Source organism: Mycobacteroides sp. PCS013, assembly GCF_049532645.1.
GTDB classification, from domain to species: domain Bacteria; phylum Actinomycetota; class Actinomycetes; order Mycobacteriales; family Mycobacteriaceae; genus Mycobacterium; species Mycobacterium gwanakae.
Map to the genome: position 1 here is coordinate 534,437 of NZ_CP150131.1, position 25,401 is coordinate 559,837.

Sequence of the window (25,401 nt, forward strand, 5' to 3'; positions counted from 1 at the left end):
TTCATCACCCTTGTCTTGACGCCAAGTACCTGGTACTCACTGTTACTTATGGCACAACCTCACGGCCTCGACGACGCGGTCCCGGAATCACCGCTACCCACCCCCTTCGCCTATCCGCCGCTGGAACGCGGTGTGGAGCTGCTGCCGCCGGGGGTGAACGGCTGGGCGCGCCCCGAGTTCCGAGGGGTGGTGCGCGTCTTCTCGCTTGCCTTCACCCGGTACCGCGTGGGCGGTGGCGCGATCTGTGTGTACGTGGACGGCGAGCCCGTACTGGATCTGTGGGCCGGTCAGGCGCAGAAGGGGCAGGCCTGGACGCGCGATACGGCGCCGGTGATCTTTTCGGCGTCCAAGGGAGTTACCGCCACCATCGTCCACAAGCTGGTGGACCGCGGACTGCTGGAGTACAACGCCCCGGTCGCCCGGTACTGGCCCGAGTTCGCCGCCCACGGCAAGGGCGCGATCACGGTCGACGAGATCCTGTCGCATACGGCAGGGTTGTCGCGGCTGACGGGTATCGCGCACAACTACGAGGAGATGTTCGACCCGGATCTGATGGCCGACCGGTTGGCCGCGGCGCCCGTCGACAGATATTTCGGCAAGCCCGCCTACCATGCGTTGTCCATCGGCTGGCTCATGGGACGGCTTGCCAAGGCCGTCACCGGTAAGGACCTCGAAGAGCTGTACCGCACCGAACTGGCCGAGCCGCTGGGCGTCGACGGTATCCACATGGGTAGGCCGCCCAAAGATGCGCCGTCCGAATCAGCCGCGCTCACACCGCATTTGGACAGGGTCGCACGGTCCGGCTTTATCCGTCGGACGGCTCCGCCGGTCATGGGGATGCTCGACAGGATGCCCGGGGCCAAGGGTGCGGCCTCCACGCTGTACCAGCCAGGTGCCGAGATGCTGCTGGCCGACGACGGCCACGCGAGTGCTCCCGTGATGGATCTGCGGTGCGGCGCCGGCAGCGCCTGCTGTACCGCACCCGCGTTGGCCAAGCTTTACGCGGCCCTGGCGGGCGACGGGAGCGTTGACGGAACACGGTTGCTCTCGCCCGATGTCGCCCAGGGCCTCGGACGCAAGAACAGCTACCAGATAGACCACACGCTCGGGATACCGATGGGCTGGCACCGTGGGTACCACTCCCTGGTGGCGCCGGTGATCGGTGGCGGCTTCGGGCATATCGGCGCGGGTGGCTCCTTCGGCTGGGCCGATCAGAAACGCAACATCTCCGTCGCCATCGTGCACAACCGGCTGCCCACCACCATGGTCTTTGACCAGACCATCATCGGCACCTTCTTGCCGTCGATCATCCGCGCGGCGCGCTAGCCGGCACGGATGATCGACCCGGGTCGTTACTTCCCGGGCTTGGGCATGATGAAGCCCGTCACCAGCGAGAAGATGTCCTGGTAGCGGGAGCCGGTCACGCGTACGACCAGATCCAGGATCTTGGCGTCGGGTCCGACGAGCACCCGTGGCTTCTTCTTGCGGACGGCGGTCAGGATGATGCGGGCCGCGGCCTCGGGGCTGGTGTTCGCAAGGTACTTGTCGAACATCGCGGCCATCGCCTGCTGGTCGTAACCCTCTGCGGTGGTGGAGTTGCGCGCGATGGCGGTCTTGATGCCACCGGGGTGCACACAGGTGACCGCGACCGGCTTCTTGCCGATGATCATCTCCTGGCGCAGTGATTCGGTGAAGCCGCGCACCGCGAACTTGGCCGAGTTGTAAGCACTTTGGCCCGGCATGGACAGCACGCCGAACAGGCTGGAAACGTTGACGACGTGACCGTCGCCGGAGGCAATCAGGTGCGGCAGGAAGGCCTTGGTGCCGTTGACCACGCCCCAGAAGTCGACGTCGATGATCCGCTCGATGTCCTTGAACTGGCTTTCCTCTACCTCGCCCTGGTAGGCGATGCCGGCGTTGTTGTAGATCTGGTTGACCTTGCCGAAGTGCTCCTTGATGGCATCGGCGTAGAGCAGGAAGGCTTCGCGCTCAACGACATTGAGGCGATCGGCGCGAACATCCGCGCCCAGGGCCTTGACCTGGCGTTCGGTCTCTGCCAGGCCTTCGGCGTCGACATCGCTGATGGCCACCTTGGCGCCCGAGCGCGCGAGTTCCACCGCCAGTGCACGTCCGATTCCCGAACCCGCACCGGTCACCACGGCCACCTTGCCGCTGAAGCCTTCCATAGATGTCTCCTTGTTAGACGACTGTCAAATAGTCAGAGTAATGGGTCAGTGGGAACGTTTGGGCATCAGGAATCGCTCGACGAGAACGAACAGATCCTGGTAGCGCGCACCGGTGAGTCGAACCAGGAAGTCGATCACCTTGGCGTCGGGGCCGACGAGTACACGCGGCTTCTTTTTGCGGACTGCGGTGAGGATGATCCGGGCCGCCGCCTGCGGACTGGTGCGTGCGACCCGATCGAACAACTTCGCGAACTGGGCGTGGTCGTAGCCCTCGGCCATCGTGGCGTTGCGGGCCACGTTGGTCTTGACGCCGCCGGGGTGTACGCAGGTGACCGCGACCGGCTTCTTGCCGGTGATCATCTCCTGGCGCAGTGATTCGGTGAAGCCGCGCACCGCGAATTTGGCTGCATTGTAAGCGCTTTGGCCGGGAGCTCCCATGATGCCGAAGATGCTGGAAACGTTGACGACGTGACCGTCGCCGGAGGCGATCAGGTGCGGCAGGAAGGCCTTGGTGCCGTTGACCACGCCCCAGTAGTCGACGTCGATGATCCGCTCGATGTCCTTGAATTCGCTGACTTCCAGGTCGCCGTGGAAGTCGATGCCGGCGTTGTTGTAGATCTGGTTGACCTTGCCGAAGTGCTCCTTGACGACGTCGGCGTAGAGCAGGAAGGCTTCGCGCTCGGCGACGTTCAGCCGATCGGAGCGAACCTCCGCGCCCAGGGCCTTGATCTGACGTTCGGTCTCGGCGAGGCCCTCGTTGTCGATATCGCTGATGGCCACCTTGGCGCCCGAGCGCGCGAGTTCCACCGCCAGTGCACGTCCGATTCCCGAACCCGCACCGGTCACCACGGCCACCTTGCCGCTGAAGCCATCCATGACTACTCCTGACAGATTTACGTTGCGACGCTGACGTCAATCAGTGAGGGTAATGGATGGTGGCGCGGAGCGGTCGGGTGCCGGGTAGGTGAGGGTCAGGCCTTGAGGCCAACGCAGATCCAGTCGACCGACACCAGCGGTGGCGTGAACGGGCGCTCCACCGGGCGATGCACGACGACATCGAACCCGGCACGCGAGAAGAGCCGCTCCATTTCCCCGGCCGTGGGAAAGTGCGCAGGTCCGCGTTCTCCGGCTCCGCGCCGCATCCAGCGCCGCTCCCTCGGACAGATCGTGGCGACCGAGACCATGCCGCCCGGGGCGAGTACGCGATAGAACTCCGCCAGTGCCGCGGGCTGATCGAAGAAATGGAATGCCGACGTTGTGACGACCGCGTCCAGAGTGCAGTCCTCGAACGGGAGCTGCTCCGCGGGCGCCTTCCTCCACTGGACGTCGGCAGACCGTGCCCTCGCCTTGGCGAGCATGCCATCGGACATATCGATCCCGTAAACAGATGGCTGGGTCAGCTCGGACTGAATCCGCGACGCCAATATGCCAGTACCACAGGCAATATCGGCGATCCGCCGTGCGTCATGTGCGCGTAGCTGCCTAACGGTGTCGTTTTGCGCCGGGCTGTAGATGTGGCGCTGCACGAGCGGGAAGTTGTACACCTTCGACATCACGGTCCAGTACCGCGTGACCAGATTATTAAGCGAACGCCGTGGGGCGATGGCAGTCATCGTTGAAACCTAGGATCGGCGCCCGCGGAAAGTCGGTGACTCGTCCTGATCTTTGTGAAAGATACGAGGCCCACGCCCGAAAGCTATGACCGGCCCCAATAACCGGCGAACCGCTGCGATGAACCTTCGAGCAAACCTCCCAACTCGGGTACAGGACGGTAGGGTGCGCAAGGGTCTCACGGATGCGATCGGTGAGGGATACGGGTATTCCACGATGCAGTGGGAGAAGGTTGGAGTCCGCTGATGACGGCGTCACTCAGTGATCGGTTCATGCGTCGGCTGCCGGAAACGGCGCGCCGCGCGGTGGACTGCTTCGCTTCCGAGGTGCCGTACTACGGAATGCTGCCGCGCGAGGTTCTCGACGGTGAGATCACCGAGTTCACCAAGCAGCACTTCCGAATCTTCTCCCGGGTGATGCTGGAATCGCGGGCGCCCACCGAGGACGAATTCGCGGTGTCGATCCTGGCTGCGTCCCGGCGCGCGCAGGAGGACATACCGCTACCGGCGATCCTGGCCGTCTACAACGTCGCCGCTCGGGTCGGCATCGAGACACTCCGGGAGTTGGCAACCCCCGACGAGTTCGATCAGGTGCTGGCCATCAGCATGCAGGTGCAGCGATACCTGCAATTGATGCTTCCTGCCGTCACCGCCGCGTATCTCGAAGAGCGCCAAGGTCTTTATAGCGCGACGACCGAGGCCCGGCGCGACCTCTTCGATGCTCTGGTCAAGGGGGTGCCGTGGATCGACGCCGCCGAACGCGCCAGTGTCACGCTCGCCCTGTCGTACAACGTGCTGTTCCTATACATGCCCGAACCCGCAGCCAACACCGTGGTCGCGCGCAGACGTGCGCATCTGGTGCAGGACATCGTCGACGAGCACGCGCGCGAGCCCGTGCTCACCTCCCTGGACGGCCGCGGCGGCACCATCTTGCTGCCTGCGGTGGGCGCGGTGGAGTCACTGCTGCCCTTGTTCTCTGAGGTGGCCGGGGGACCGGTCACGCTCGGAGTTTCCCATGCGACCGACCCCGGTGAGATTGCCGCCGCAGCGGATGAAGCACGCGAATTGGCCTTGCTCGCGTTACGGCTCGGCCGAACACCGGGTGCTTACCGGCTCTCCGATCTGCTGCTGGAGTACCAGATCACCCGTCCGGGCAGAGCCCGAGACCTGCTTGCCGCCACCGTCCAGCCACTCGTGGCCCACCCGCATTTGCAGCAGGCGCTCAGTGCGTATCTGCAACACGAGCACGGACGGCAGCTCGCGGCTAAATCGCTGCATGTGCATCCGAATACCCTCGACTACCGGTTGCGCCGGGTCGCAGAACTCACCGGCCTGGACCCCGCGCAGCCCTCGGCCGCACGGACATTGGCGGCGGCCCTGCTAGCGGTCAGAACTGCCGGCGGTATGCCGTCACAGTCGTCCGGCAAGTAGCTTCACGACCGCCAGGATCTGCCGGAGATACATGATCACGGCGCGTGGCGACAGGACCGTTGACAATACGGTCCGGACATCGGGTCGCGTGGGTAATGTCTTGCCGCGCATGCGTTCATCAAGCCAGCCGAGCGCGTCATGACCGCCGGACAGTAACAAGAAGACGCGGTCGCTGGCGCGGTCGCGCCGGTAGGTGACCTGTGCGCCACCGGCTATGTAATCCTCGGCGAGCTGGTCCGTGCTGGAAACCGGCAACAAGACATCGTGGATCGAGTGATAGAGATAAATCGGTGCGGTGGGGGTGCGCAGCCCCAGTGTCATCGCGTCGGTGAGGGCGGCGATTTCCGGGGTGTCCATCACCTCCTCGAGCGGGCGATCGAAGATCTTGTTGAAGTTGAGAAATGGCCAGTACAGCAGGGCCTGAATGACGGTGAGACGCTCGGCCTTCTCGACCATCCGGCGGCCTCTTTTGGTGAGGTGCTTCTGCAGAAATTCCTGGATGGAGGGGCTTACCCGCATCATGGCCGCCAGCACGATGATGATGAGGCCCGAAGCGTACTGGCCACTGAGCTGGTGCATGAGGGGGCCGGGTTGGGGTGCGGGCGCGCCGATCAATGCCCCGACCAGGTTGAGTTCGGGTGCGTACTCACCGGCGAGTTCGGCGGCCCAGGCGGTGGCGTTGCCGCCGGCCGAGTACCCCCATACCGCGGTTGGTGTCTGGTTGGTCAAGCGCGGGATGCCGTCCTCACCGGATGCGGCAATCGTGGCGCGCAGCGCGTCTAGTACGTGGTAGCCGGGTTGTTTGGGTGCCATCCAGAGACCCTTCGGGCCCTCATGGTCACTGATGGTGACGATCCATCCCCGTTGGAGTGCGGCAACCGCGAGCAGAAACTCGTTCTGCGACTGGTTGATACCGAAGGTCCGGTGCTGCAGGTAGTAGGAGGGGAATCTCTTGGGGGTGACGGCATCGATAGCACTCTGAAAGGCCAGTAGCGGCGATTCCGATGTCGCGTTCTTGGGGACGAGCACCGTGGTGACCGTGGTCTCCGGCGCACCGTGCAGGTCGGTGCTGCGATAGAGCACCTGCCAGGCATGCAGCTTCAGCGGGAAGATCCCGAAGAAGCCGATCTGAACTCGCCGGCGTCGCAGGGGTGTTCCGGGTGCGGCCTTCTCCCAGCCGTCAGCCGGACGGAAGAACGGGTCCTGCGGCGACGGTAGTGGCTTGCCAAGTTGCATCGGCCAGGCCTCGATGGGCTGGGTCGCCGGGGCCGACGTGGGCGCAGTGCCGGCTGTCATCTGGCTCCTGTCCTAGCTCTTGTCATCCCGGGTGAATCGATGGGCTGTGCTGATGCCGAAGAAGAATCAGGGGATTCGCGCAGCGTATTCAACAAGAATGATTCGTGGCAACGAATCGACATTGAATCGGGGTTACTCACCAAGGTGCCAGTGTGACCTTGTGGTTCATCACCGATGAGGCAAACGGCCGAAGTCAACCTCGAGACCATTCTCAGGATACATGGGCCACCATCATCGCTGCCCAGAGGGTTGCTAGTGGGGAATGCCGCTACCCAAAATGAACACACTGGTTAATTTCTTGGCACAAAGGATGGCCACCGATGCGCTATCTACAGGCGCCCGAGGAACAGCTTCAAGATCCCCCATTGCCAGCGCAGTTGGCTCCGCGCGGCGCGGAAGGTCAACGAGGTCGAGATCACGGTGCGGACGTCCGGTTCCGGCGGCAGGGGTCTGCCCGCTAACCGCGCAGCCAACCATCCAAGGGCGTCACTGCCGCCGAGTACCGCGAGCAGGATGTGCTCGGTGGTCCGGTCGCGCCGGTACGTCACATGCGTGCCGCCCGCGATGTAGTCGTGTGCCAGCTTGTCGGAGGCCGTGATGGGCAGCAGCTGGTCGTGGACGGCGTGGTACAGGTAGACCGGTGCGTTCGGCGTGCGTTGCCCCAGGCGCATTTCGTCGGTGACAGTGCTGATTTCGGGGGTACTCATCAATTCCTCGACGGGCCGATCGACGAGCGTGTCGAAGTTCTTGAAGGGCCACCGCAGCGCCGATTCGACCAGGCCCACCTCCGCCGCTTTGGTGATGATCTGACGGCCACGCCGATTCAGGTGTTCGCCGAGGAATTCGCGTGCACTCGGGTGTGCCCGCATCATCGCGGCCAGCACCGGTGGAATGAGTCCCGAGGCAAATCTGCCGCTGTGTTTGCGCACCAGCGAGCCCGGCTGAGCCGCGGGAGCGCCGAGTAGGGCTCCGGCGACATTGAGTTCCGGAGCGTAGACAGGAGCCATTTCTGCCGCCCAGGTGCTCGCCGTCCCGCCTCCGGAATATCCCCAGAATCCGACGGGGGCATCGGCGGGGAGCTGAGGTATGCCGTGTGTGCCACTGGCGTTCAAGGTAGCTCGCACACCGTCCAGCACGTGGTACCCCGGCTGCCGGGCCACCATCCATAGTCCTTGTGGGCCTTCGTGATCACTCACCGAAACGACCCAACCGCGGGCGAGTGCGGCCACCATCAACAGCAGTTCGTTCTGGGTCTGGTTGAGCCCGAACGTATGCGGGAGCAGCCCATACGAGGGGAAGGCGCGCGGGGATACCGCATCGATGGCGCATTGGTAGGCCAGGACCGGCGACGTCTCATGTGCGTCGCGGGGAACCAGCATCGTTGTCACGGTGGTTTCGGGCGCTCCGTGCAGATCTGTGGTGCGGTAGAGCAGGTGCCAGGCCTGCAGGCGCAGGGGAATTATGCCGAACAGTGCGATCCGAACTTTCCTGCGCCGCAACAGACTTCCGGGCAGTGTGTTTTCCCAGCCGGACGGAGGGCGATAGAACGGGTCTTCGGGTGAGGGCCTGGGCTTGCCGCTGAGCGGTGGCCATTCCTCCACCGGCAGTGTTATGGGTTCGATAGCGGGTGCGGTCTTGGCCGTCATTGGCGCAGCGTATTGAACACGCGCGCAACGGGGCAGAGGTCCAAGAATGAATCAGGCCCGCCCCCTAAGGGGCGGGCCTGACCTTGGGCTCAATCACTCCTGCGCAGATGTGGGGGCGAAGGCCTCGTCGATGATCTCCTGCTGCTCGACGGCGTGCACCTTCGAGGAACCGGATGACGGCGCCGACATGGCGCGGCGGGAGATCTTGGTCAGACCCGCCAGGCGCGGCACCACCTCGGGCAGGTTCAGGCCGAAGGTCGGCCACGCGCCCTGGTTGGCAGGCTCTTCCTGCACCCAGATGTACTGTGCGTCATCCGGATAACGGCTGAGAGTCTCCTCCAGGCGATACCGCGGGATGGGGTACAGCTGCTCGATGCGCACGATCGCAACGTCGTCACGCTTGTCGGCAGTCTTACGTGCCAGCAGGTCGTAGTACAGCTTGCCGCTGGTCAGCAGAATCCTGCGGACCTTGCTGCGATCGCCGACCCCGTCCTCGTAATTGGCTTCTTCGAGGACAGAGCGGAACTTGCGGTCGGTGAAGTCCTTGATATCGCTGACCGCAGCCTTGTTGCGCAGCATGGACTTCGGTGTGAAAACCACCATCGGCCGGGTGATGCCGTCCAGCGCGTGCCGCCGCAACAGGTGGAAGTAGTTCGCGGGTGTCGAGGGCATCGCGACCGTCATCGAGCCCTCGGCGCACAGCTGCAGGAACCGTTCGATACGGCCCGAGGTGTGGTCGGGGCCCTGTCCCTCGTGGCCGTGGGGGAGCAGCAGTACCACTTCGGAGAGCTGTCCCCACTTGGCCTCGCCGGAGGAGATGAACTCGTCGATGATGGACTGCGCGCCGTTGACGAAGTCGCCGAACTGGGCCTCCCACAACACCATTGCGTCGGGGTTTCCCACCGAGTAGCCGTATTCGAAGCCGACGGCCGCGTACTCGGACAGCGATGAGTCGTGCACCACGAGGTGGCCGCCGGTGGGGTTGCCTTCGGCGTCGACACTGACCAGCTGCAAGGGACTGAACTCATCGCCGTTGTGCCGGTCGATGATCACCGCGTGGCGCTGGGTGAAGGTGCCGCGCTTGGAGTCCTGGCCGGACAAGCGCACTACCTTGCCCTCGGCGACCAGGGTGCCGAATGCCAGGAGCTCGCCGAAGGCCCAGTCGACCTTGCCTTCGTAGGCCATTTCGCGGCGCTTCTCCAGCACGGGCTTGACGCGCGGATGCACGCTGAAGTCCTCGGGTACCGCCAGGAAGGCGTCACCGATGCGCTGCAGCAGTGCCTTGTCGACGGCGGTGACCAGCTTCTGCGGGAGCTGCTGGTCTTCTTCCACGGACTCGCTGGGCCGCTGCTGGTACTTCTCCAGGTCGCGGACCTCGTTGAACACCCGCTCCAGCTGACCTTGGTAGTCGCGGAGGGCGTCCTCGGCTTCCTTCATCGAGATGTCGCCGCGGCCGATGAGGGATTCGGTGTAGGTCTTGCGCACACCGCGCTTGGTGTCGATGACCTCGTACATCTGCGGGTTGGTCATCGAGGGATCGTCGCCCTCGTTGTGGCCGCGCCGGCGGTAGCAGACGAGGTCGATGACGACGTCCTTGTTGAACTTCTGCCGGAAGTCGACGGCCAGGCGTGACACCCAGACGCAGGCCTCGGGGTCGTCCCCGTTCACGTGGAAGATCGGGGCGCCGATCATCTTCGCGATATCGGTGCAATATTCGGTGGAGCGGGAATGCTCCGGCGCGGTGGTGAAACCGATCTGATTGTTCACCACGATGTGAATGGTGCCGCCGGTGCGGTAGCCGGGCAGGTTGGCCAGGTTCAAGGTTTCCGCGACCACACCCTGCCCGGCGAATGCGGCGTCGCCGTGCAGCATCAACGGCACCACGGTGAAGCGGCCACCATCGGTGCCGACGTCGAGAAGATCCTGCTTGGCGCGAACCAGGCCCTCCAGTACCGGGTCGACCGCCTCAAGGTGCGAGGGGTTGGCCGTCAGCGACACCTCGATGTCGTTGTCACCGAACATCTGGATGTAGGTGCCGGAGGCGCCCAGGTGGTACTTGACGTCGCCGGAGCCGTGGGCCAACGCCGGGTTCAGGTTGCCCTCGAACTCGGTGAAGATCTGCGAGTACGGCTTGCCGACGATGTTGGCCAGCACGTTCAGCCGGCCGCGGTGCGGCATGCCGATGACCACTTCGTCGAGCCCGTGTTCGGCGCTCTGATCGATGACCGCGTCCATCATGGGGATGACGCCCTCGGCGCCTTCCAGTGAGAAGCGCTTCTGCCCAACGTATTTGGTGGCCAGGAAGGTCTCGAATGCCTCGGCCGCGTTGAGCTTGGACAGGATGTACTTCTGCTCGGCGACGGTCGGCTTGTCGTGCTTGACCTCGATGCGCTCCTGCAGCCACTTCTGCTGCTCGGGCTCCAGGATGTGGGTGTACTCCACGGCGGCGTGCCGGCAGTACGCGTCGCGCAGCACCGAGAGCACGTCGCGCAGCTTCATGTACTCCTGGCCCTTGAATCCCGACACCTTGAACTCGCGGTCCAGGTCCCACAGGGTCAGCCCGTGGCTGAGCACATCCAAATCGGGATGGCTGCGGAAACGGGTCTTGTCCAGGCGCAGCGGATCGGTGTCGGCCATCAGGTGTCCCCGGTTGCGGTATGCCGCAATCAGTTCCAGCACTCGGGCGTTCTTGTCGACGACGGAGTCGGGGTTGTCGACGCGCCAGCGCACCGGCTCGTACGGGATGCCTAACTCACGGAAGATGTCATCGAAGAAGTCGTCGGAGAGCAGTAGCTGGTGCACCGTGCGCAGGAAGTCGCCGGACTCAGCGCCCTGGATGATGCGGTGATCGTAGGTGGACGTCAGCGTCATGTGCTTGCCGATGCCCAGATCGGAGATGCGCTCCTCGCTGGTGCCCTGGAACTCCGCGGGGTATTCGAGCGCACCGGCGCCGATGATGGCGCCCTGTCCGCGCATGAGGCGCGGCACCGAGTGCACGGTGCCGATGGTGCCCGGGTTGGTCAGCGAGATGGTGACTCCGGAGAAGTCCTCGGCGGTGAGCTTGCCGTCCCTGGCCCGGCGCACGATGTCCTCGTAGGCGTTGATGAACTGGCCGAAAGCCATTTCCTCGCAACCCTTGATGGCTGCCACCACCAGGGTGCGGTTGCCGTCCTTGCCGGGGAGGTCGATGGCCAGACCCAGGTTGACGTGTGCGGGGGTGATGGCGACCGGCTTACCGTCCACTTCGGCGAAATGCCGGTTCATGTTCGGGAAGTTCTTGACGGCCTGGACGATGGCGTAGCCCAGCAGATGGGTGAAGGAGATCTTGCCGCCGCGGGTGCGCTTGAGGTGATTGTTGATGACGATGCGGTTGTCGATCATCAGCTTGGCCGGGACGGCCCGGACGCTCGTGGCGGTCGGGATCTCCAGGGAGGCCGACATGTTTTTCACCACGGCCGCGGCGGCGCCGCGCAGCACCTGCGTCTCGTCACCTTCGGCGGACGGGATGGGAGCAGCGGCCGGCTTCGGCGCCGGGGCGGCAGCGGCGGCCGGCTTCGGTGCGGCGGCGGGGGAGGCGGCCGGCTTTGGTGCGGGGGCGGCCGGTGTCGCGGGCGCGGGGGTCGCTGGTGGTGCGGGCGCGGGTGCGGCGGCGGATTGGCCGTTGGAGACATCGGTGGCGGGCTCGGCCACATAGTCGGCAAGAAATTCGTGCCAGCTGGAGTCCACCGAGGACGGGTCTTCCTTGAATCGCTGGTACATCTCTTCGACCAGCCATTCGTTCTGCCCGAATTGGGGATTTGAACCGTTCACGGCAGTCTTCGCCTCGCTCCGTCTCGTTCGATATTCAGTCCGTTCAGCGACCGGTACCAGGCTAACGCGTCGCCAAAAGGGGTGAGGTGTCACGGTGATATGACAGAGGCGACATCATCGGCGCCGCTGATGGCCGAAGGGTGGCTGGACCGTGAACAGCCAACCTTCCGGTTACTAGGTCTTGGGCGCGACCAGACGCAGTTGCACCGGCCACGCGGTCGGTGCCGGCCCAAAGGCATTACGCGCGTTGGTAATGATCCGCTTGCCGATGAACCGGTTGCCACCAGCGCCGATGACGGCGCCGATCCCGGCCGGCAACAGCTTGCCGAACGCCATGGCCCCGCGTTTCACCGCGAATTTCTTGGTGAACCGCTTGAGCAGGGTGGCGTTGAGATGACTGAGCGCGGGTACCGGCAGCGTCGAGGTCGCGTCGGCCAGCCAGCCGCCGCCGACGGTGCGTTCCTTGCCCAGCACGTCCGAGACGGTTGTCTCACCGTCCTCGCCGAGTAAGACAGCGAGCACCAGTGTGTGCCGATGTTCGATCTTGGCGACCTCGATGTCGTGGACCGCCGCCAGCGCGAGGGTGAACAGGGACGTCGCCTCCAGGAACAGCACTGCCTCTCCGGCGGTGGCCGACAACGCCGCCAGAGTGCCTACCCCGGGGAAGGCGGCGGCGGCGCCGACTGCTGCGCCGCTGCCCATCACCGTCGCCAGATAGCGCTTCTCCAACATGGTGATGATCTCGCCGGGTGCTGCGCCCGGGTGGGAGGCTCGTAGTTTCTGGACATACGCGCGGACCGCGGGTTCCTGAACTTTGGTGCTCTGGTCCAGGATCAGCGAGAGCAGCTTGCCGGAGGCTCCGACTTTGGTTTCTTTGCCCTTGCCTCCCAGGGCGAGCTGCCGCTGCGGTTCGGTGAAGCGAGTGCTCATCGGCGTGTGTTCCTTCAGTGCGGTGGGCTGGATGGGTCCACTGGTTGTGAGCGAAGATTTTGTCTTCACAGTAATGAAGACGAATGACGAGCGCTTTTCGTTCCTACGCCGGGGGTTGATCGGGTGTGTTTCAGATGACTGCTTGACCTCATCCAGCACTTTTGCTCACCGAGGGTGCGGTATTGGCCTGGCAGGTCGCGAGATGGATTCGGACGGCGGCGAGCAAAGCCGCAGCGGGCGGAATCACCGCGGAATAGCCGTGGCGGCGCTGCTGGCCGCGGTGGCGGCGTTGATTGACTTATTCGGGTCGCGCCAGAGGTTCGGCGACGTCGATGGGGATATGGTGCAGGACGGGTACCGGGGGCGACTCATCACACCGTCGCTGGGCATGGAATTGGTGAGATCCAACTCACATTTGTTAGGAAACGGAAGGTTTTGCGGCGTGCGAGCGCTGACCACTGAGATGACAGCTGCCCGGAGTGAGACGACCACGGACGCTCCGACACCGGTCGATTCGGTCTCTCCCCCCACCACTCGGTTGGGCAGGGCGTGGCTCATCACCGTGTTGGGTGCGATGGTTGCCCTGGGGCCGCTCACCATCGACATGTACCTCCCGGCCCTGCCCGACATCGGGACGGATCTGCATGTCACCTCGACCCTGACGCAGCTGACCCTGACCGGGACGCTGCTCGGATTGGGACTGGGACAGCTCCTCGTGGGTCCGTTATCGGATTCGCTGGGGCGGCGTCTGCCGCTGATTGCCGGGGCGACCCTGCATATTTTGGCGTCGTTGGCCATCACGGTGGCTCCGAACATCGTGGTGCTGGGTGTGCTGCGGGCGATCGAGGGCGTGGGTGCCGCGGCGGCAATGGTCGTGGCGATGGCCGTGGTGCGCGACCTCTACACCGATAAGGCGGCCGCCACCGTGATCTCCCGACTGACGCTGGTGATCGGCATCGCGCCGATCCTCGCCCCATCGCTGGGTGCGGCAGTGCTGGTGCACGGGTCATGGCAGCACGTGTTCGCGGCCCTGTCATTTCTGGGAGTGCTGCTGCTGATTCTCGCGGTCCTGGCACTGCCCGAGACGCTGCCACCCGCCGCCCGGCGGCCCTTGCAGGTGAAGGCAATCTTGCGGACCTATCGCGATCTTCTGCGTGACAAGGTGTTCGTGGTCCTGGCGCTCGTCGCCGGACTGTCGCTATCAGGCCTGTTCGCTTACATCTCGGGTGCGTCGTTTGTGCTGCAGGGCCAGTACGGCATGAATCAGCAGGTGTTCGCGGTTGCGTTCGGCGCCGGCGCCATTGCGTTTGTCGCGGCCTCACAGCTGAACGTGGTGTTGCTCAAACGATTCGAGCCGCAGCAGATCGTGCAGTGGTGCCTGTCGCTGGCTCTGATTCCCGCTGCGGTACTGCTGGTGCTGGCTGGGCTCGGGGTTGGTGGGCTCGTCGGCTTCGTGGCTCCGGTGTGGACATTGATGGCGTTCATGGGATTCGTCATTCCCAACGCGCCTGCCCTGGCTTTGTCTCGTCACGGTGAGGCGGCTGGTACCTCGGCGGCGGTGCTGGGCGCCGCACAGTTCGGTGTCGGAGCCGTGATCGCGCCGTTGGTTGGCGCGTTGGGCAATAACGCACTCGCCGTGGCCGTTGTGATGGTGGTCGGCGTTGTGCTGGCCCTGGCGGGGTTGGCCGCCGTGAGAAGCCGTGCCACCACCTGAGCGGCGACTAGATTCCGGAGCTGTAGACCAGGACTATCCGCGGCCGTGGACGACGTTGTGGGTGGTGCTCTTCGGCCTGTTCATGATCCTGCTCGACTCGACCATCGTGTCGGTCGCCAATCCCGCCATCAAGGCCGCTTTCAGTGCCGACTACTCGGCGACGGTATGGGTCACCAGCGCCTATCTGCTGGGCTACGCGGTGCCGCTGCTGATCACCGGGCGACTTGGGGATCAGTTCGGCCCGAAGTCCATGTACTTGGCGGGATTGGCGGTTTTCACCGCCGCCTCGTTGTGGTGTGGACTCGCCGGATCGATCGGGTGGCTTATCGCTGCACGGGTAGTGCAGGGGTTCGGCGCGGCGATGTTGACCCCGCAGACACTGACGGTGGTGCAGCGAGTGTTCCCGCCACAGCGGCGCGGAACCGCCATGGGGGTGTGGGGTGCGGTCGCCGGGATCGCGACCCTGGTGGGCCCGGTTGCCGGTGGCCTGTTGGTCGACGGGTGGGGGTGGCAGTGGATCTTCTATGTCAACGTTCCGGTGGGTGTGCTGGGAATGATCCTGGGCGCCATCTACATTCCGCGCATGGCGACGCATCCGCATCGGCTGGATCTACTCGGCATGGCGCTCTCGGCTGTGGGCATGTTCGCGTTCGTGTTCGCGCTGCAGGAGGGGGAGAGCTTTCACTGGGCGCCCGGGGTGTGGGCGATGATGGCCGCCGGTCTGGCGGTCCTGGGCGTGTTCGTGTGGTGGCAGTCGGTGAATCGGGGCGAGCCACTGATTCCGTTGCGGTTGTTCACGGACCGCAACTTCTCACTCGCCGGTGTCGGTATCGCGTCAATGGGCTTTTGCGTGATCTCCACTGGTTTGCCCATGATGTTCTACACGCAATTGGCGCTGGGTTTCTCGCCGACGAAGGCGGCGTTGACGCAGGCACCGACCGCGATCGTGAGCGGGATCTTGGCGCCAGTGACCGGCTGGCTTGTTGACCGCGTCCGTCCCTCGATACTGATCGGCGGCGGTGTCACGCTGATGATCGCGTCCACGTTGTGGTGGACGGCACTGATGCGGCCCGAGACGCAGATGTGGCAGTTGATGTTGCCTGCGGCGGGTATCGGTGCTGCCATGGCATGCATCTGGGGACCGTTGGCGACCACCGCGACGCGGAATCTGCCCACCGAGGTGGCCGGGGCCGGTTCCGGTGTTTACAACACGCTGCGCCAGGTCGGAGGTGTGCTGGGCAGTTCGGCAATGGGGGCGTTGATGACAGCGCGTTTGACTGCCGAAATTCCTTCAATGCCAGTCGATTCCGATTCCGATGGGGTGTTGCCGCCTGGGCTGCGCGCGCCATTCTCGGCGGCGATGGCGCAATCCATGCTGTTGGGTATCGCCGCGTTGGTCGTGGGCCTGCTGGCGGCCTTGTTCATGCGGCCGACCGCCCTAAAGGTAGGTGCCGTGCCCCTCGATCACATTGTCCCCATCGAAGATTAGGACCTCGTTGACGAGGCCACCCCGGTGGTTTCGGTAGTTGATGACGAGGGCATTTGCGCCCACGTACGTGCCGATCGGTTCGAAATGTAGGTCAGGGTTGCGGGTGAGGGCATCGGCCCAGTAAGCGCGAATGGCGTCCTTGCCCCGAAAGACACCCCCGGTTTCTGGGGCGATCTCGGCACCATAGGCGGAGGTAAAGACGGCGTTGTCGTGGAAATGCGCGAGTACTGCGTCGATGTCGTGGGCGTTCCACGCCGCGAACCAGTCCCGACTGAACCCGTGAGGATCGACGGCGAGTGTCATGCTCGGGTGGCGAATAGCACCGCGGGGTTCAGGTATCCGGTGGGATCGAAGGCTGCTTTGACGGCGCGCATGGCGGCGATGTCGCCCGGTGTGCGGGCCATGCCGAGATAGTCACGTTTGATCGTCCCGACCCCATGCTCGGAACTGACATTGCCGCCCAGGTCGGCGATGAGCGTCATCATGGGCTGATACAACGCGGTGGAGTCGGGGCAGCGCAACACATTTAAGTGCAGGTTGCCCTCGCCGACATGGCCGAACAGCACGGGTATGGCATCGGGGACGGTCGCGGCGATGAGCGCGGTGGCGCGCTGCTCGAACTCGCCGATATGTTTCAGGGGCAGCGCGACATCGAATTTCAGCGGTGGGCCGTACACGCCGAGCTCCTCGGCGATGGATTCGCGTACCTGCCAAAGACGCTCGCGGGAGGTGGCATCCAAACCGACGGCGGCCTGATCCGCCACTCCGGCGGCTTCGAGTGCCTCGGCCAGGTCTTCGGTGGGATCGCTATCGCGGGCGAGTTCGATGAGCAGCAGCCATGGGTTGGCGACGGGGCTCGGTATGCCCAACCTGGCGTCCATGAGTTCCAGGGCCGCGATTCCACTGAGGTCGCGGAAGATCCGGCTCGCCTCGACCAACTGATCCAGATCGTCGAACCCGGTGATCGCGGCGACGCTGTGTTTCGGTACCGGGTGCAGGCGCAGTTCGAGCGCCGTGATGACGCCGAGGGTGCCCTCGGCGCCGACGAACAGGCTGGTGAGGTCGTAGCCGGTGTTGTCGGCGCGAACATCGCTGTGGCGCTCCATGATTGATCCATCGGGCAGGGCAACCTGCAGGCCGATGACTTGCTCGCGCATGTTGCCATAGCGCACCGTGCGCAGGCCGCCGGCGTTGGTTGATGCCATGCCGCCCAGGGTGGCCGAGTCGCGGGAGCCGATGTCGACGCCGAACTGCAGGCTCTCCTTGGCGGCGGCCTGTTGCAGTGCGGCCAGGGTGACCCCGGAACCCACGCGTACGCGTCGATCGATCGTGTCGATGGTGCCGATCTCGGTGAGTCGCTCGGTGGACAGCAGTACGTCGTCGTGCTCGGGAACGGTCCCGGCGACCATCGACGTGCGGCCGCCCTGGGTGGTGACGGGGGTGCCGTGCTCCTTGCAGGCCTTCAGGATTGCGCCGGTTTCCGTGGCGGAACCGGGGCGGATCAGCAGGCTCGCGGCGCCGCGATAGCGGCCGGTGTGATCGATGGTCCGTCCCGTCAGCACGTCAGCGTCGGTACTGACATACCGGTCGCCAACAATCTGGACAAGGGCATCGACGAGCGCGGACATAGACCTCAGTCTGGCATGGGCTACTGCGCCAGGTCCGGACTTAGCGCCAAGAACGCCCCCAGCTCCACCAGTCCGTCGGGTGTGGCCGGCAGATACTCGGTCAATGCCGGCGATCGGACGATCACCGCCTGGAACTTCGCGCGACTGATCGCCACGTTCAAGCGGTTTCTGTTCAGCAGGAACGACATCCCGCGCGGTACGTCGTCGACGGCCGAGGCCGTCATCGATACGAACACCACCGGTGCTTGGCGGCCCTGGAACTTGTCCACTGTCCCCACCAACACCTCGTCCAATCCAGCAGCGGCCAGCGCGGCTCGCACCGTCAGTACCTGCGCGTTGTACGGAGCCACCACCAGCACATCGGACTGCGCCAATGGCCGGGTCCCGGATTCATCGGTCCACTCCGAACCGATGAGCCCCGTGATCTCCGAGGCGATCTCCTCGGCTTCCTGCGGACTGCTGGTCGCGTTTCCGTGATGATCCACCAGCCGCGTCCGGACCCCGGGCAGCTGCCCGGCCAAGTTGCGTGGCGGGGCCGCGGACTCGAGCTCGCCATCGTAAGAAAGCTGTGAGACCTGTTGGCATAGTGCGGGATGCATCCGGTACGAGCGCTCCAAGAAGTACCCTCGCTCGGCGGGCAGCGCGCCATGGCCTTCGACCAGCCAGCCCAGCGCGGAGCAGTCCACCGGCTCGGGGTGCACACCCTGCGACACCTGCGGCAGCTGCTGCGGATCACCGAGCAGCAGCAGGTTCTGTGCTCCCCGTGCGACTGCCAGCGTGTTCGCCAGACTGAACTGGCCCGCCTCGTCAATCACCAGCAGCCGCAGCACCCCATCGGCCACGCGGGTGGTGTTCGCGAAATCCCATGCGGTGCCGCCGATGACGGCGCCCTCACCGGCGTGGGATGCGATGAAACCCGCATAGTCGCTGTCACGAATCTGGGTCCACGCGGCATCGCCGCTGTAGGGCGAGGCCTTCTTGGCCACCCGTTCTGGCGGTACACCTGCCGCGACTATCTGATCGAGGAGGTGTTCTACAACGGCGTGGGATTGGGCCACCACACCGACAAGCCACGCTTCCTGCGTCACTAGTTCGGCAATGACGCGCGCCGCCGTGAAGGTCTTACCGGTTCCCGGTGGGCCGTGTACGGCAAGGTAGGACGAGTCCAGATTCCGCAATGCGGAAGCAATGGCTTCGGCGTATCCGCCGTCGCCCACAGGTGGCAATTGCGCGCCACGAGGGTTGCGGCGCAACAGAATATCGATGGATGCGGTGCTGGGCATATCGGGAAGGCCGTGGGCAACGTCCACGGCGACCTGCTCGATGGCGGATTCCAGTGCCTTGGTCATCACCGGTGCGCCGGGTGCCAGGGCCATCGGCATCTCCGTGAACACCTCGCCGTTCTTCGGCGTGAGCTCCTGGATCGTCACATCCACGGGTACGCCGCCGGATTCGGTGATCTCCACTACGGTGGCCGAACCAGATGCCCGGCGGTCGGGGTCCCCGTCGCCGAGCCCTGCGGGAGCGGGGGGCTCGTAAAGCGCGTAGACACTGTCATCGAGGACGCCGCCAGCGAGGTCGCCCGTCAGCCTCACATGTCGCCGGAGCTTGCGCTGGCTACCTGATTTATGCCAGTCCTCGATCAGTTCCGCGCCCTCCACGATGAAGACTCCCGCCGTGTCGGCCCATTCGTCGACGGGATTGTTCAACCTATCGAAGTGGCTCCACCAGAATGGTTTTCGCTCCCGGGTGTGATATCCGCGCGCCGCCGAAACCATGGCCGCCGCCGTTTGATCGGCGCGCCGGTCGGTGGGACCGCCATCGCCGACGAACGCCGCCAACGCCGCGCCGACCTCATCGGGCTCCGGCTCGTCCTTTTCGCCGACAGCGGCAGAGGAGGACAAGTGAGTAATGCCGTGCTCGAATGCTCGTACCAGTAGCCAGTCTCGGAGCTTTCGTGTGGAGGCGCAGTCATACCGGTTGTACTCGGCGATGGAGTCCAACACCTCTTGCGCTGCGGGGTCGCCGCTGTCGCGCAGCGCGCAGTAGCGTGCGTATTCGTTGATCGAGTCCACCGCGGTGGTGACATCACCGGAGCGTTTTCCGGATTCGATGAACAGCGGCTCCAGCGCCTTGAGCCCGTAACCGCTGGATCCGGAGCGAATGCTTTTGCGTACCACGGGATAGAGGTCAACCAACACGTTGTCCCGAAGGAGATCGTCGATCTGCTCCTCGCCGACGCCGTACCGCCCGGCGAGGCGCAGCAGTGCGGTCTTCTCGTACGCCGCGTAGTGGTAGACGTGCATCCCTGGATATCGGCGGCGACGTTTGGCTACCAGGTCCAGGAAGGTGGTCAGGGCCTTACGTTCGCTGTGGCGATCGTGAGCCCAAATCGGCCGGAACTTCTCATTTCCGGACCGGTCGTACTCAAGCACGCCAAAGAGGTATTCCAGCCCCCATTGCACGCCGTCTGCCGTCCAGAGCGGATCGCCCTCGAAGTCGAAAAAGATGTCGCCAGGGTTGGGTGCTGGCATCGTGCCCAGTGGAATCGGGTCGGCTACCTCGAATTGTGGTGCACCGCTATCGCGTTGGCGCACCTGCAACTGAGACTGTGCCACCAACTGTTGCAGACTGCGCGCCGACAGATCGGGGACCGGCTCGACACGTGTGGCCAGCTCTTCGACGGTGCCGACTCCGGCCTCCAGCAGCGCCGCACGCTGGCTGATCCGCATGCCCGCGACAAGTAACAAGTCGTCAGTGCGATCGACCTCCGGCTCGCACGCGGGACAGCGGAAGCAGGCGCGCACGCGCGCATCTGACCACTGGACCGCAGCACCGCCCGACAAATGGCGATCAAGCAAGTCCTGCAACTGGATTCGTCGTTGGCGATACACGCCAACCAGATCGGCGACCGGATAGTCGACGGTCGAACGGTCGCCCAAAATCAACCGCACCTCCGGCGACACCGGCACATCCGCCGCCATCAGGCTGTCGGCGTAGGCCGCCAACTGCAGCAATGCGGTCACCTTGGCGCTGCGGGCCAGTTTGGTATCGCAGACACGGTATGTCTGACTCTCCCGAACCACGAAGTCCGCGAAACCGAGGAACCGGCCGTCGAACATGGCGGCCTGGTACACCACCGGATGCCCGTCGTCGAAGGCCCGTTTGGTCGCGGCCGCCGCAGCATTCAGTCCATCGAGTGTGAATGTGGGAGGAAACGGGATGCTGGCCACCCCGAAGCCGAAGCGCTTCTGCAGTTCGGCGAGATGGTGAGCCTCGTGAGCGTCACCCAAAGTCGCGGTGCGCGCCAGTAGTTCATCGTCACGCGGGGGCGTAGGCCCCCAACCGAGTTTGGCATCGAACACCCGCAGCAGGGCGTATTCACAGCGGGCGGCGGAGGCAAGATCCGAAGCGCTGTAGACGACCCGGCCGTCGAGGACGAACACCCGATCACTCTAGGTGCTGGCACCGACGGATCGCGGCTACTGTCCGGCCTGTTGCACCTTTTCCACACCAGATCCATTCCAGCGGAACGACACCACACTTTCGAGACCGGGAATGCCGTTGGAGAAATTGAGTACCACCGTGTCCAGGGTGCTCGCCGACAGGTCGATGGCGTTGTAACCGTAGGTATCGGGGACACCATGGGAGATCACCCCACCCAGATGGAAGAACACTGCACGGGTGGCGGAATCGGCCGCGTGTGTGGCTCCGTTGCCGGTGGTGACGATGATCGCCGACAGGGGAGCGCACTTGTTGTAGTTGCCCGCTACCGGTACTGGATTCCACGTGGCGGCACTATCGGGTCCCGGGGGTAAGAGTGCGATGGCCGCCGCGATGGCCGGGTCCTTCAGATTCACCGTGCAGTCGTCGTTGGTCGACGGCGGCGGTTTGGGCTTGGATGTGGGGCCCGCGGTCCCGGGAGATGACGGCGTTTGCGACGGTGAGGCAATGGTGTTGGTGGGCGTTTTGGACACCGTGCTGTCGCCGCCGGTGCACGCGCAGGCGAGGGCGAGCGCAGCCGGAAGCACGGTCAGCGCGGCCACCACATCCATCCTTCGCACGGCCCCGCACACTACCGACATTTATCGAAGATGCCACGGAGGCGGGAGTTGAGCGCTATAGCGCCTAGACTTCTTGACGCCATGACCTCTACAGATATCCCCACGCCCGACACCGGCGAATCGAGTGCACCACGCGCGGATGACGCCGTCACCTTCGCGGACCTACAGATTGCCCCCGAGGTGCTGCGTGCGGTGTCCGACGTGGGGTACGAAACACCGTCGGCGATTCAGGCCGCCACCATCCCGCCGTTGTTGGCAGGTTCGGATGTGGTGGGCCTGGCGCAGACCGGTACCGGGAAGACGGCGGCGTTCGCCATCCCCATCCTCTCGAAAATCGATCTGACCTCCAAGAACACCCAGGCCTTGGTGCTGGCGCCCACACGTGAGCTAGCGCTGCAGGTCGCCGAGGCGTTCGGCCGGTACGGCGCCCATATGCCCAAGCTGAATGTGCTGCCGATCTATGGCGGCCAGTCGTATGTGGTGCAGCTGTCGGGCCTCAAGCGAGGGGCCCAGGTTGTGGTCGGGACACCAGGGCGTGTCATCGATCACCTGGAGCGCGGCACGTTGGATCTGTCGCACTTGGACTATCTGGTGCTGGACGAGGCCGACGAGATGCTCACCATGGGCTTCGCCGAGGATGTCGAACGCATCCTGGCCGATACCCCCGAGTACAAGCAGGTGGCGCTGTTCTCGGCCACCATGCCCACCACCATCCGCCGGCTCACCAAGAAGTACCTGCACGACCCGGTGGAGATCAAGGTCGAGGCAAAGACGTCCACGGCCGAGAACATCACTCAGCGCTTCATCCAGGTGGCGGGCCCCCGCAAGATGGACGCGCTCACCCGGATTCTCGAGGTCGAGACGTTCGAGGCGATGATCGTGTTCGTCAGGACCAAACAGGCCACCGAGGAGGTGGCCGAAAAGCTCAAGGCGCGCGGATTCGCCGCGGCGGCGATCAACGGCGATATCAACCAGGCACAACGTGAGCGGACCATCAACGCGCTCAAGAGCGGGACCATCGACATCCTGGTGGCCACCGACGTCGCCGCCCGCGGTCTGGACGTCGAACGCATCTCCCACGTGCTCAACTACGACATTCCGCACGACACGGAGTCGTATGTGCACCGCATCGGCCGCACCGGTCGCGCGGGCCGCTCGGGTACTGCGGTGTTGTTCGTCTCTCCGCGTGAGCGGCATCTGCTCAAGGCCATCGAGAAGGCCACCGGTGCCAGGCTTGCCGAGGAGCCGCTGCCGTCGGTCGACGATGTCAATGCCCAGCGCGTGACGAAGTTCCGCGATGCCATTACCGCTGCGCTCGCGGCACCGGAAATCGAACTGTTCCGCCGGCTCGTCGAGGACTACGAACGCGATCACAATGTGCCGGTGGCCGATATCGCCGCAGCGCTGGCGGTACTGTCGCGCGACGGCGAGCAGTTCCTGCTCAAGCCCGATCCGCCCCGCGATCCCCGCCATGAGCGTGGGGAACGCCCCGAGCGTGGGCCCCGCGAACCGCGCACGCAGACTCCCGGCTTGGCGACGTATCGCATTGCTGTCGGCAAGCGGCACAAGGTGATGCCCGGCGCCATCGTAGGCGCGATTGCGAACGAAGGCGGTTTGCATCGCAGCGACTTCGGGCACATCACGATCCGCCCCGATCACTCACTTGTGGAGCTGCCCGCCAAGCTGTCGCCCAAGACGCTGAAGGCACTGGAGAACACCCGAATCTCCGGTGTGCTCATCGAACTGCGCCCCGCAGGTGGGGCCGATGGTGCGCGCCCGGCCCGCAAGTTCTCGGATCGCAAGCGTCCAGACCACAAGCACACGGACCACAAACGGTCGGAGGCGAAGCGTCCCAAGCGGTCCCCCAAGAAACCATGACGGCGGTCCCCGCGACTGACAGTGCCCCCGTCGTCCATGGTCCCGGACGCGTCGCTGCGCTCACGGGTATCCGGGCGGTGGCCGCGACCCTCGTGGTGGCCACCCATGCGGCCTACAGCACCGGGAATTATGTCGTCGACGGCGTCTCGCCATGGCGGGCCTATCTGCACCTGATGCAGGCCCGTTTGGAGATCGGTGTCCCGATTTTCTTCGTTCTGTCCGGGTTCTTGCTGTTCCTGCCCTGGGTGCGTGCCGCTGCCGATGGAACTGCCCCACCCTCGGTGAAACGCTATGCCTGGCACAGGTTTCGGCGCATCATGCCGGCGTACTGGATTCTGGTGGCGATCGCGTACACCTGGTATCACATCCGGGATCAATATCCGAACCCCGGACACACCTGGCTGGGCTTGCTTCGAAACCTCACGCTCACCCAGATTTACACCTCCAATTACGGGTATCGCTATATCCATCAAGGCATGACTCAGATCTGGAGTCTTGCCGTCGAGGCGGCGTTCTACGTCGCGTTGCCCTTCTTGGCGTGGCTGCTGATCAAGAAACTCTGTGGGGGTCAATGGCGGCCGGTGCGCCTGCTGGTTGGTCTGGGTGCTCTGGTCCTGGTGACACCGGCGTGGATGACGCTGGTGTACACCGTCAGTGCCCTTCCCGATGGTGCGAAACTGTGGCTTCCGGCCTACCTTTCGTGGTTCGTGGGCGGCATGATTTTGTCCGTTCTCGCCGTGATGGGTGTGCGGTGCTACGCGCTGGTGACCGTGCCGCTCGCGATCATCTGCTACCTCATCGTGTCCACGCGGATAGCCGGAGACCCGACGACCTCGCCGTGGGCGCTGCCGCAAGCACTGACCAAATCGATCTTCTACGTGGTGATTGCGACATTGCTGGTCGCGCCCGCCGGGCTGGGTGACAACGGCTGGTATGTCAGGTTTCTCTCGTCGCGGCCCATGGTGTGGCTGGGCGAGATCTCCTACGAGCTTTTCCTCATCCACATGATCCTGATGGAGATCGTGATGGTCGACCTACTGCACTACCACGTCTATACCGGGTCGGTGGTGATCGTTTTTCTGGTGACGATGGTGGTCAGCGTGCCTGCGTCGTGGCTGATCCATCGGGCTGCGCAGATGCTGCTGGCGTGGGGTTCACGTCTGCGGAAATCATGGGCGCGACGAACTCCGTGATCAGAGTGCGCTCGTCCTGGGGGTTGTCCTCGGGGTAGGACAGCAGCGAGATGATCACCCGGACATACCATTTAGCCCGCAGGTGAGTCACCGCAGTGACATTCTCCGCGGAGACAAACGCCGACACCATGGCGTTCAGGACTTCCGAATGCAGGGCCAGTGAACCGCCGACATACTCGCCGGGCCGGAACCAGGCCGACAGCGCCGGGTTTTCACGCACCAGCCGCAGGCTGGTGAGCACGGCGCTGACCAGCCGCTCCGTCGGATCGTCGATTCCGGCCACCGCTGTGGTGACCTGCCCGGTGATGGTTCGTGCCTCGCGGTGCACATAGGCGATATGCAGCGCCTCGCGGTTCTCGAAGTACCGGTACAGCGTTGCCCGGGAACAGCCGGCCGCTTTGGCGATTTCATTCATGCCCACGGCAGCGACGCCGTCGCGCACGAACAACTCGGCGGCCGCATCGAGGATCTTTTCCGCGGCGACCGAGGTCCGCGTGTCGCTCAACCAACTCATGCTGGTTCACGC

At 64.5% G+C, this 25,401-nt stretch carries 18 protein-coding genes; 6 read left to right on the plus strand and 12 right to left on the minus strand.

What is annotated here, in order from left to right:
* Nucleotides 1-48 precede the first annotated feature (48 nt).
* Nucleotides 49-1,326, plus strand: coding sequence for a serine hydrolase domain-containing protein (locus RHO23_RS02740; RefSeq protein ID WP_423488641.1), 1,278 nt, complete (start codon nucleotides 49-51; stop codon nucleotides 1,324-1,326).
* A 26-nt stretch (nucleotides 1,327-1,352) separates the two neighbouring features.
* Here the strand turns inward: RHO23_RS02740 and RHO23_RS02745 are convergent, their stop codons facing one another.
* The 3 genes from RHO23_RS02745 to RHO23_RS02755 form a co-directional block, all read right to left on the minus strand.
* Nucleotides 1,353-2,186, minus strand: coding sequence for an SDR family NAD(P)-dependent oxidoreductase (locus tag RHO23_RS02745; protein ID WP_057967695.1), 834 nt, complete (start codon nucleotides 2,184-2,186; stop codon nucleotides 1,353-1,355).
* Nucleotides 2,187-2,231: 45 nt separating this feature from the next.
* Nucleotides 2,232-3,062, minus strand: coding sequence for an SDR family NAD(P)-dependent oxidoreductase (locus RHO23_RS02750; RefSeq protein WP_030094830.1), 831 nt, complete (start codon nucleotides 3,060-3,062; stop codon nucleotides 2,232-2,234).
* A 95-nt stretch (nucleotides 3,063-3,157) separates the two neighbouring features.
* On the minus strand, nucleotides 3,158-3,799 hold the full coding sequence (locus RHO23_RS02755) for a class I SAM-dependent methyltransferase (RefSeq protein WP_423488642.1): 642 nt from the start codon (nucleotides 3,797-3,799) through the stop codon (nucleotides 3,158-3,160).
* A 243-nt stretch (nucleotides 3,800-4,042) separates the two neighbouring features.
* On the opposite strand from RHO23_RS02755, the gene RHO23_RS02760 reads away from it, so the two are divergent.
* Nucleotides 4,043-5,227 carry a PucR family transcriptional regulator gene (locus tag RHO23_RS02760; protein WP_423488643.1) on the plus strand — a complete coding sequence of 395 codons (1,185 nt, stop codon included), beginning with the start codon at nucleotides 4,043-4,045 and terminating at the stop codon, nucleotides 5,225-5,227.
* Here RHO23_RS02760 and RHO23_RS02765 read toward each other — a convergent pair.
* From RHO23_RS02765 to RHO23_RS02780, 4 genes are all read right to left on the minus strand, one after another.
* The gene (locus tag RHO23_RS02765) at nucleotides 5,207-6,523 is read right to left on the minus strand and encodes a lipase family protein (RefSeq protein WP_057963891.1); all 1,317 of its coding nucleotides are present in this window, start codon (nucleotides 6,521-6,523) and stop codon (nucleotides 5,207-5,209) included. The two genes, RHO23_RS02760 and RHO23_RS02765, sit on opposite strands and share 21 nt — an antisense overlap.
* Nucleotides 6,524-6,852: 329 nt before the next feature.
* Entirely contained in the window at nucleotides 6,853-8,169 is a 1,317-nt protein-coding gene (locus RHO23_RS02770; protein ID WP_423488644.1) for a lipase family protein, read from the minus strand.
* Between the two features lie 93 nt (nucleotides 8,170-8,262).
* Entirely contained in the window at nucleotides 8,263-11,928 is a 3,666-nt protein-coding gene (locus RHO23_RS02775; protein WP_423489154.1) for a multifunctional oxoglutarate decarboxylase/oxoglutarate dehydrogenase thiamine pyrophosphate-binding subunit/dihydrolipoyllysine-residue succinyltransferase subunit, read from the minus strand.
* 225 nt (nucleotides 11,929-12,153) lie between these two features.
* The gene (locus tag RHO23_RS02780; protein WP_070942670.1) at nucleotides 12,154-12,909 is read right to left on the minus strand and encodes a hypothetical protein; all 756 of its coding nucleotides are present in this window, start codon (nucleotides 12,907-12,909) and stop codon (nucleotides 12,154-12,156) included.
* A gap of 442 nt (nucleotides 12,910-13,351) precedes the next feature.
* Here RHO23_RS02780 and RHO23_RS02785 point away from each other — a divergent pair, with 442 nt between their 5' ends.
* Both RHO23_RS02785 and RHO23_RS02790 read left to right on the plus strand, forming a co-directional pair.
* Nucleotides 13,352-14,623 carry a multidrug effflux MFS transporter gene (locus tag RHO23_RS02785; RefSeq protein ID WP_070942868.1) on the plus strand — a complete coding sequence of 424 codons (1,272 nt, stop codon included), beginning with the start codon at nucleotides 13,352-13,354 and terminating at the stop codon, nucleotides 14,621-14,623.
* Nucleotides 14,610-16,112: an MFS transporter gene (locus tag RHO23_RS02790; protein WP_206193568.1), complete on the plus strand. Its 1,503-nt coding sequence runs from the start codon at nucleotides 14,610-14,612 to the stop codon at nucleotides 16,110-16,112. Before RHO23_RS02785 ends, RHO23_RS02790 begins: the two co-directional genes overlap by 14 nt.
* Here the strand turns inward: RHO23_RS02790 and RHO23_RS02795 are convergent.
* From RHO23_RS02795 to RHO23_RS02810, 4 genes are read right to left on the minus strand one after another with little or no spacing between them, the layout of a single operon-like run.
* On the minus strand, nucleotides 16,062-16,415 hold the full coding sequence (locus tag RHO23_RS02795) for a nuclear transport factor 2 family protein (RefSeq protein WP_070942668.1): 354 nt from the start codon (nucleotides 16,413-16,415) through the stop codon (nucleotides 16,062-16,064). The two genes, RHO23_RS02790 and RHO23_RS02795, sit on opposite strands and share 51 nt — an antisense overlap.
* Complete coding sequence (locus RHO23_RS02800) at nucleotides 16,412-17,740, minus strand: FAD-binding oxidoreductase (RefSeq protein WP_070916454.1); 1,329 nt, start codon at nucleotides 17,738-17,740, stop codon at nucleotides 16,412-16,414. The genes RHO23_RS02795 and RHO23_RS02800 overlap by 4 nt, the downstream gene beginning before the upstream one ends.
* Before the next feature lie 20 nt (nucleotides 17,741-17,760).
* Nucleotides 17,761-21,186: a TM0106 family RecB-like putative nuclease gene (locus tag RHO23_RS02805; RefSeq protein ID WP_070942667.1), complete on the minus strand. Its 3,426-nt coding sequence runs from the start codon at nucleotides 21,184-21,186 to the stop codon at nucleotides 17,761-17,763.
* Between the two features lie 36 nt (nucleotides 21,187-21,222).
* The gene (locus tag RHO23_RS02810; RefSeq protein ID WP_057969278.1) at nucleotides 21,223-21,795 is read right to left on the minus strand and encodes an LppP/LprE family lipoprotein; all 573 of its coding nucleotides are present in this window, start codon (nucleotides 21,793-21,795) and stop codon (nucleotides 21,223-21,225) included.
* Nucleotides 21,796-21,885: 90 nt separating this feature from the next.
* Between RHO23_RS02810 and RHO23_RS02815 the strand changes: the two genes are divergently transcribed.
* Both RHO23_RS02815 and RHO23_RS02820 read left to right on the plus strand, forming a co-directional pair.
* Nucleotides 21,886-23,682, plus strand: coding sequence for a DEAD/DEAH box helicase (locus RHO23_RS02815; RefSeq protein ID WP_057965156.1), 1,797 nt, complete (start codon nucleotides 21,886-21,888; stop codon nucleotides 23,680-23,682).
* Complete coding sequence (locus RHO23_RS02820; protein ID WP_057969279.1) at nucleotides 23,679-24,875, plus strand: acyltransferase family protein; 1,197 nt, start codon at nucleotides 23,679-23,681, stop codon at nucleotides 24,873-24,875. Before RHO23_RS02815 ends, RHO23_RS02820 begins: the two co-directional genes overlap by 4 nt.
* Here the strand turns inward: RHO23_RS02820 and RHO23_RS02825 are convergent.
* Complete coding sequence (locus RHO23_RS02825; RefSeq protein WP_057969280.1) at nucleotides 24,778-25,389, minus strand: TetR/AcrR family transcriptional regulator; 612 nt, start codon at nucleotides 25,387-25,389, stop codon at nucleotides 24,778-24,780. The two genes, RHO23_RS02820 and RHO23_RS02825, sit on opposite strands and share 98 nt — an antisense overlap.
* Nucleotides 25,390-25,401 lie beyond the last annotated feature (12 nt).

Excerpts from the sequence above, each read along its gene's own strand:
- RHO23_RS02740 (WP_423488641.1), top strand. The coding sequence starts at position 49 with ATGGCACAACCTCACGGCCTCGACGACGCGGTCCCGGAATCACCGCTA.
- RHO23_RS02745 (WP_057967695.1), bottom strand. The coding sequence starts at position 2,186 with ATGGAAGGCTTCAGCGGCAAGGTGGCCGTGGTGACCGGTGCGGGTTCG.
- RHO23_RS02750 (WP_030094830.1), bottom strand. The coding sequence starts at position 3,062 with ATGGATGGCTTCAGCGGCAAGGTGGCCGTGGTGACCGGTGCGGGTTCG.
- RHO23_RS02755 (WP_423488642.1), bottom strand. The coding sequence starts at position 3,799 with ATGACTGCCATCGCCCCACGGCGTTCGCTTAATAATCTGGTCACGCGG.
- RHO23_RS02760 (WP_423488643.1), top strand. The coding sequence starts at position 4,043 with ATGACGGCGTCACTCAGTGATCGGTTCATGCGTCGGCTGCCGGAAACG.
- RHO23_RS02765 (WP_057963891.1), bottom strand. The coding sequence starts at position 6,523 with ATGACAGCCGGCACTGCGCCCACGTCGGCCCCGGCGACCCAGCCCATC.
- RHO23_RS02770 (WP_423488644.1), bottom strand. The coding sequence starts at position 8,169 with ATGACGGCCAAGACCGCACCCGCTATCGAACCCATAACACTGCCGGTG.
- RHO23_RS02775 (WP_423489154.1), bottom strand. The coding sequence starts at position 11,928 with ATGTACCAGCGATTCAAGGAAGACCCGTCCTCGGTGGACTCCAGCTGG.
- RHO23_RS02780 (WP_070942670.1), bottom strand. The coding sequence starts at position 12,909 with ATGAGCACTCGCTTCACCGAACCGCAGCGGCAGCTCGCCCTGGGAGGC.
- RHO23_RS02795 (WP_070942668.1), bottom strand. The coding sequence starts at position 16,415 with ATGACACTCGCCGTCGATCCTCACGGGTTCAGTCGGGACTGGTTCGCG.
- RHO23_RS02800 (WP_070916454.1), bottom strand. The coding sequence starts at position 17,740 with ATGTCCGCGCTCGTCGATGCCCTTGTCCAGATTGTTGGCGACCGGTAT.
- RHO23_RS02810 (WP_057969278.1), bottom strand. The coding sequence starts at position 21,795 with ATGGATGTGGTGGCCGCGCTGACCGTGCTTCCGGCTGCGCTCGCCCTC.
- RHO23_RS02815 (WP_057965156.1), top strand. The coding sequence starts at position 21,886 with ATGACCTCTACAGATATCCCCACGCCCGACACCGGCGAATCGAGTGCA.
- RHO23_RS02820 (WP_057969279.1), top strand. The coding sequence starts at position 23,679 with ATGACGGCGGTCCCCGCGACTGACAGTGCCCCCGTCGTCCATGGTCCC.
- RHO23_RS02825 (WP_057969280.1), bottom strand. The coding sequence starts at position 25,389 with ATGAGTTGGTTGAGCGACACGCGGACCTCGGTCGCCGCGGAAAAGATC.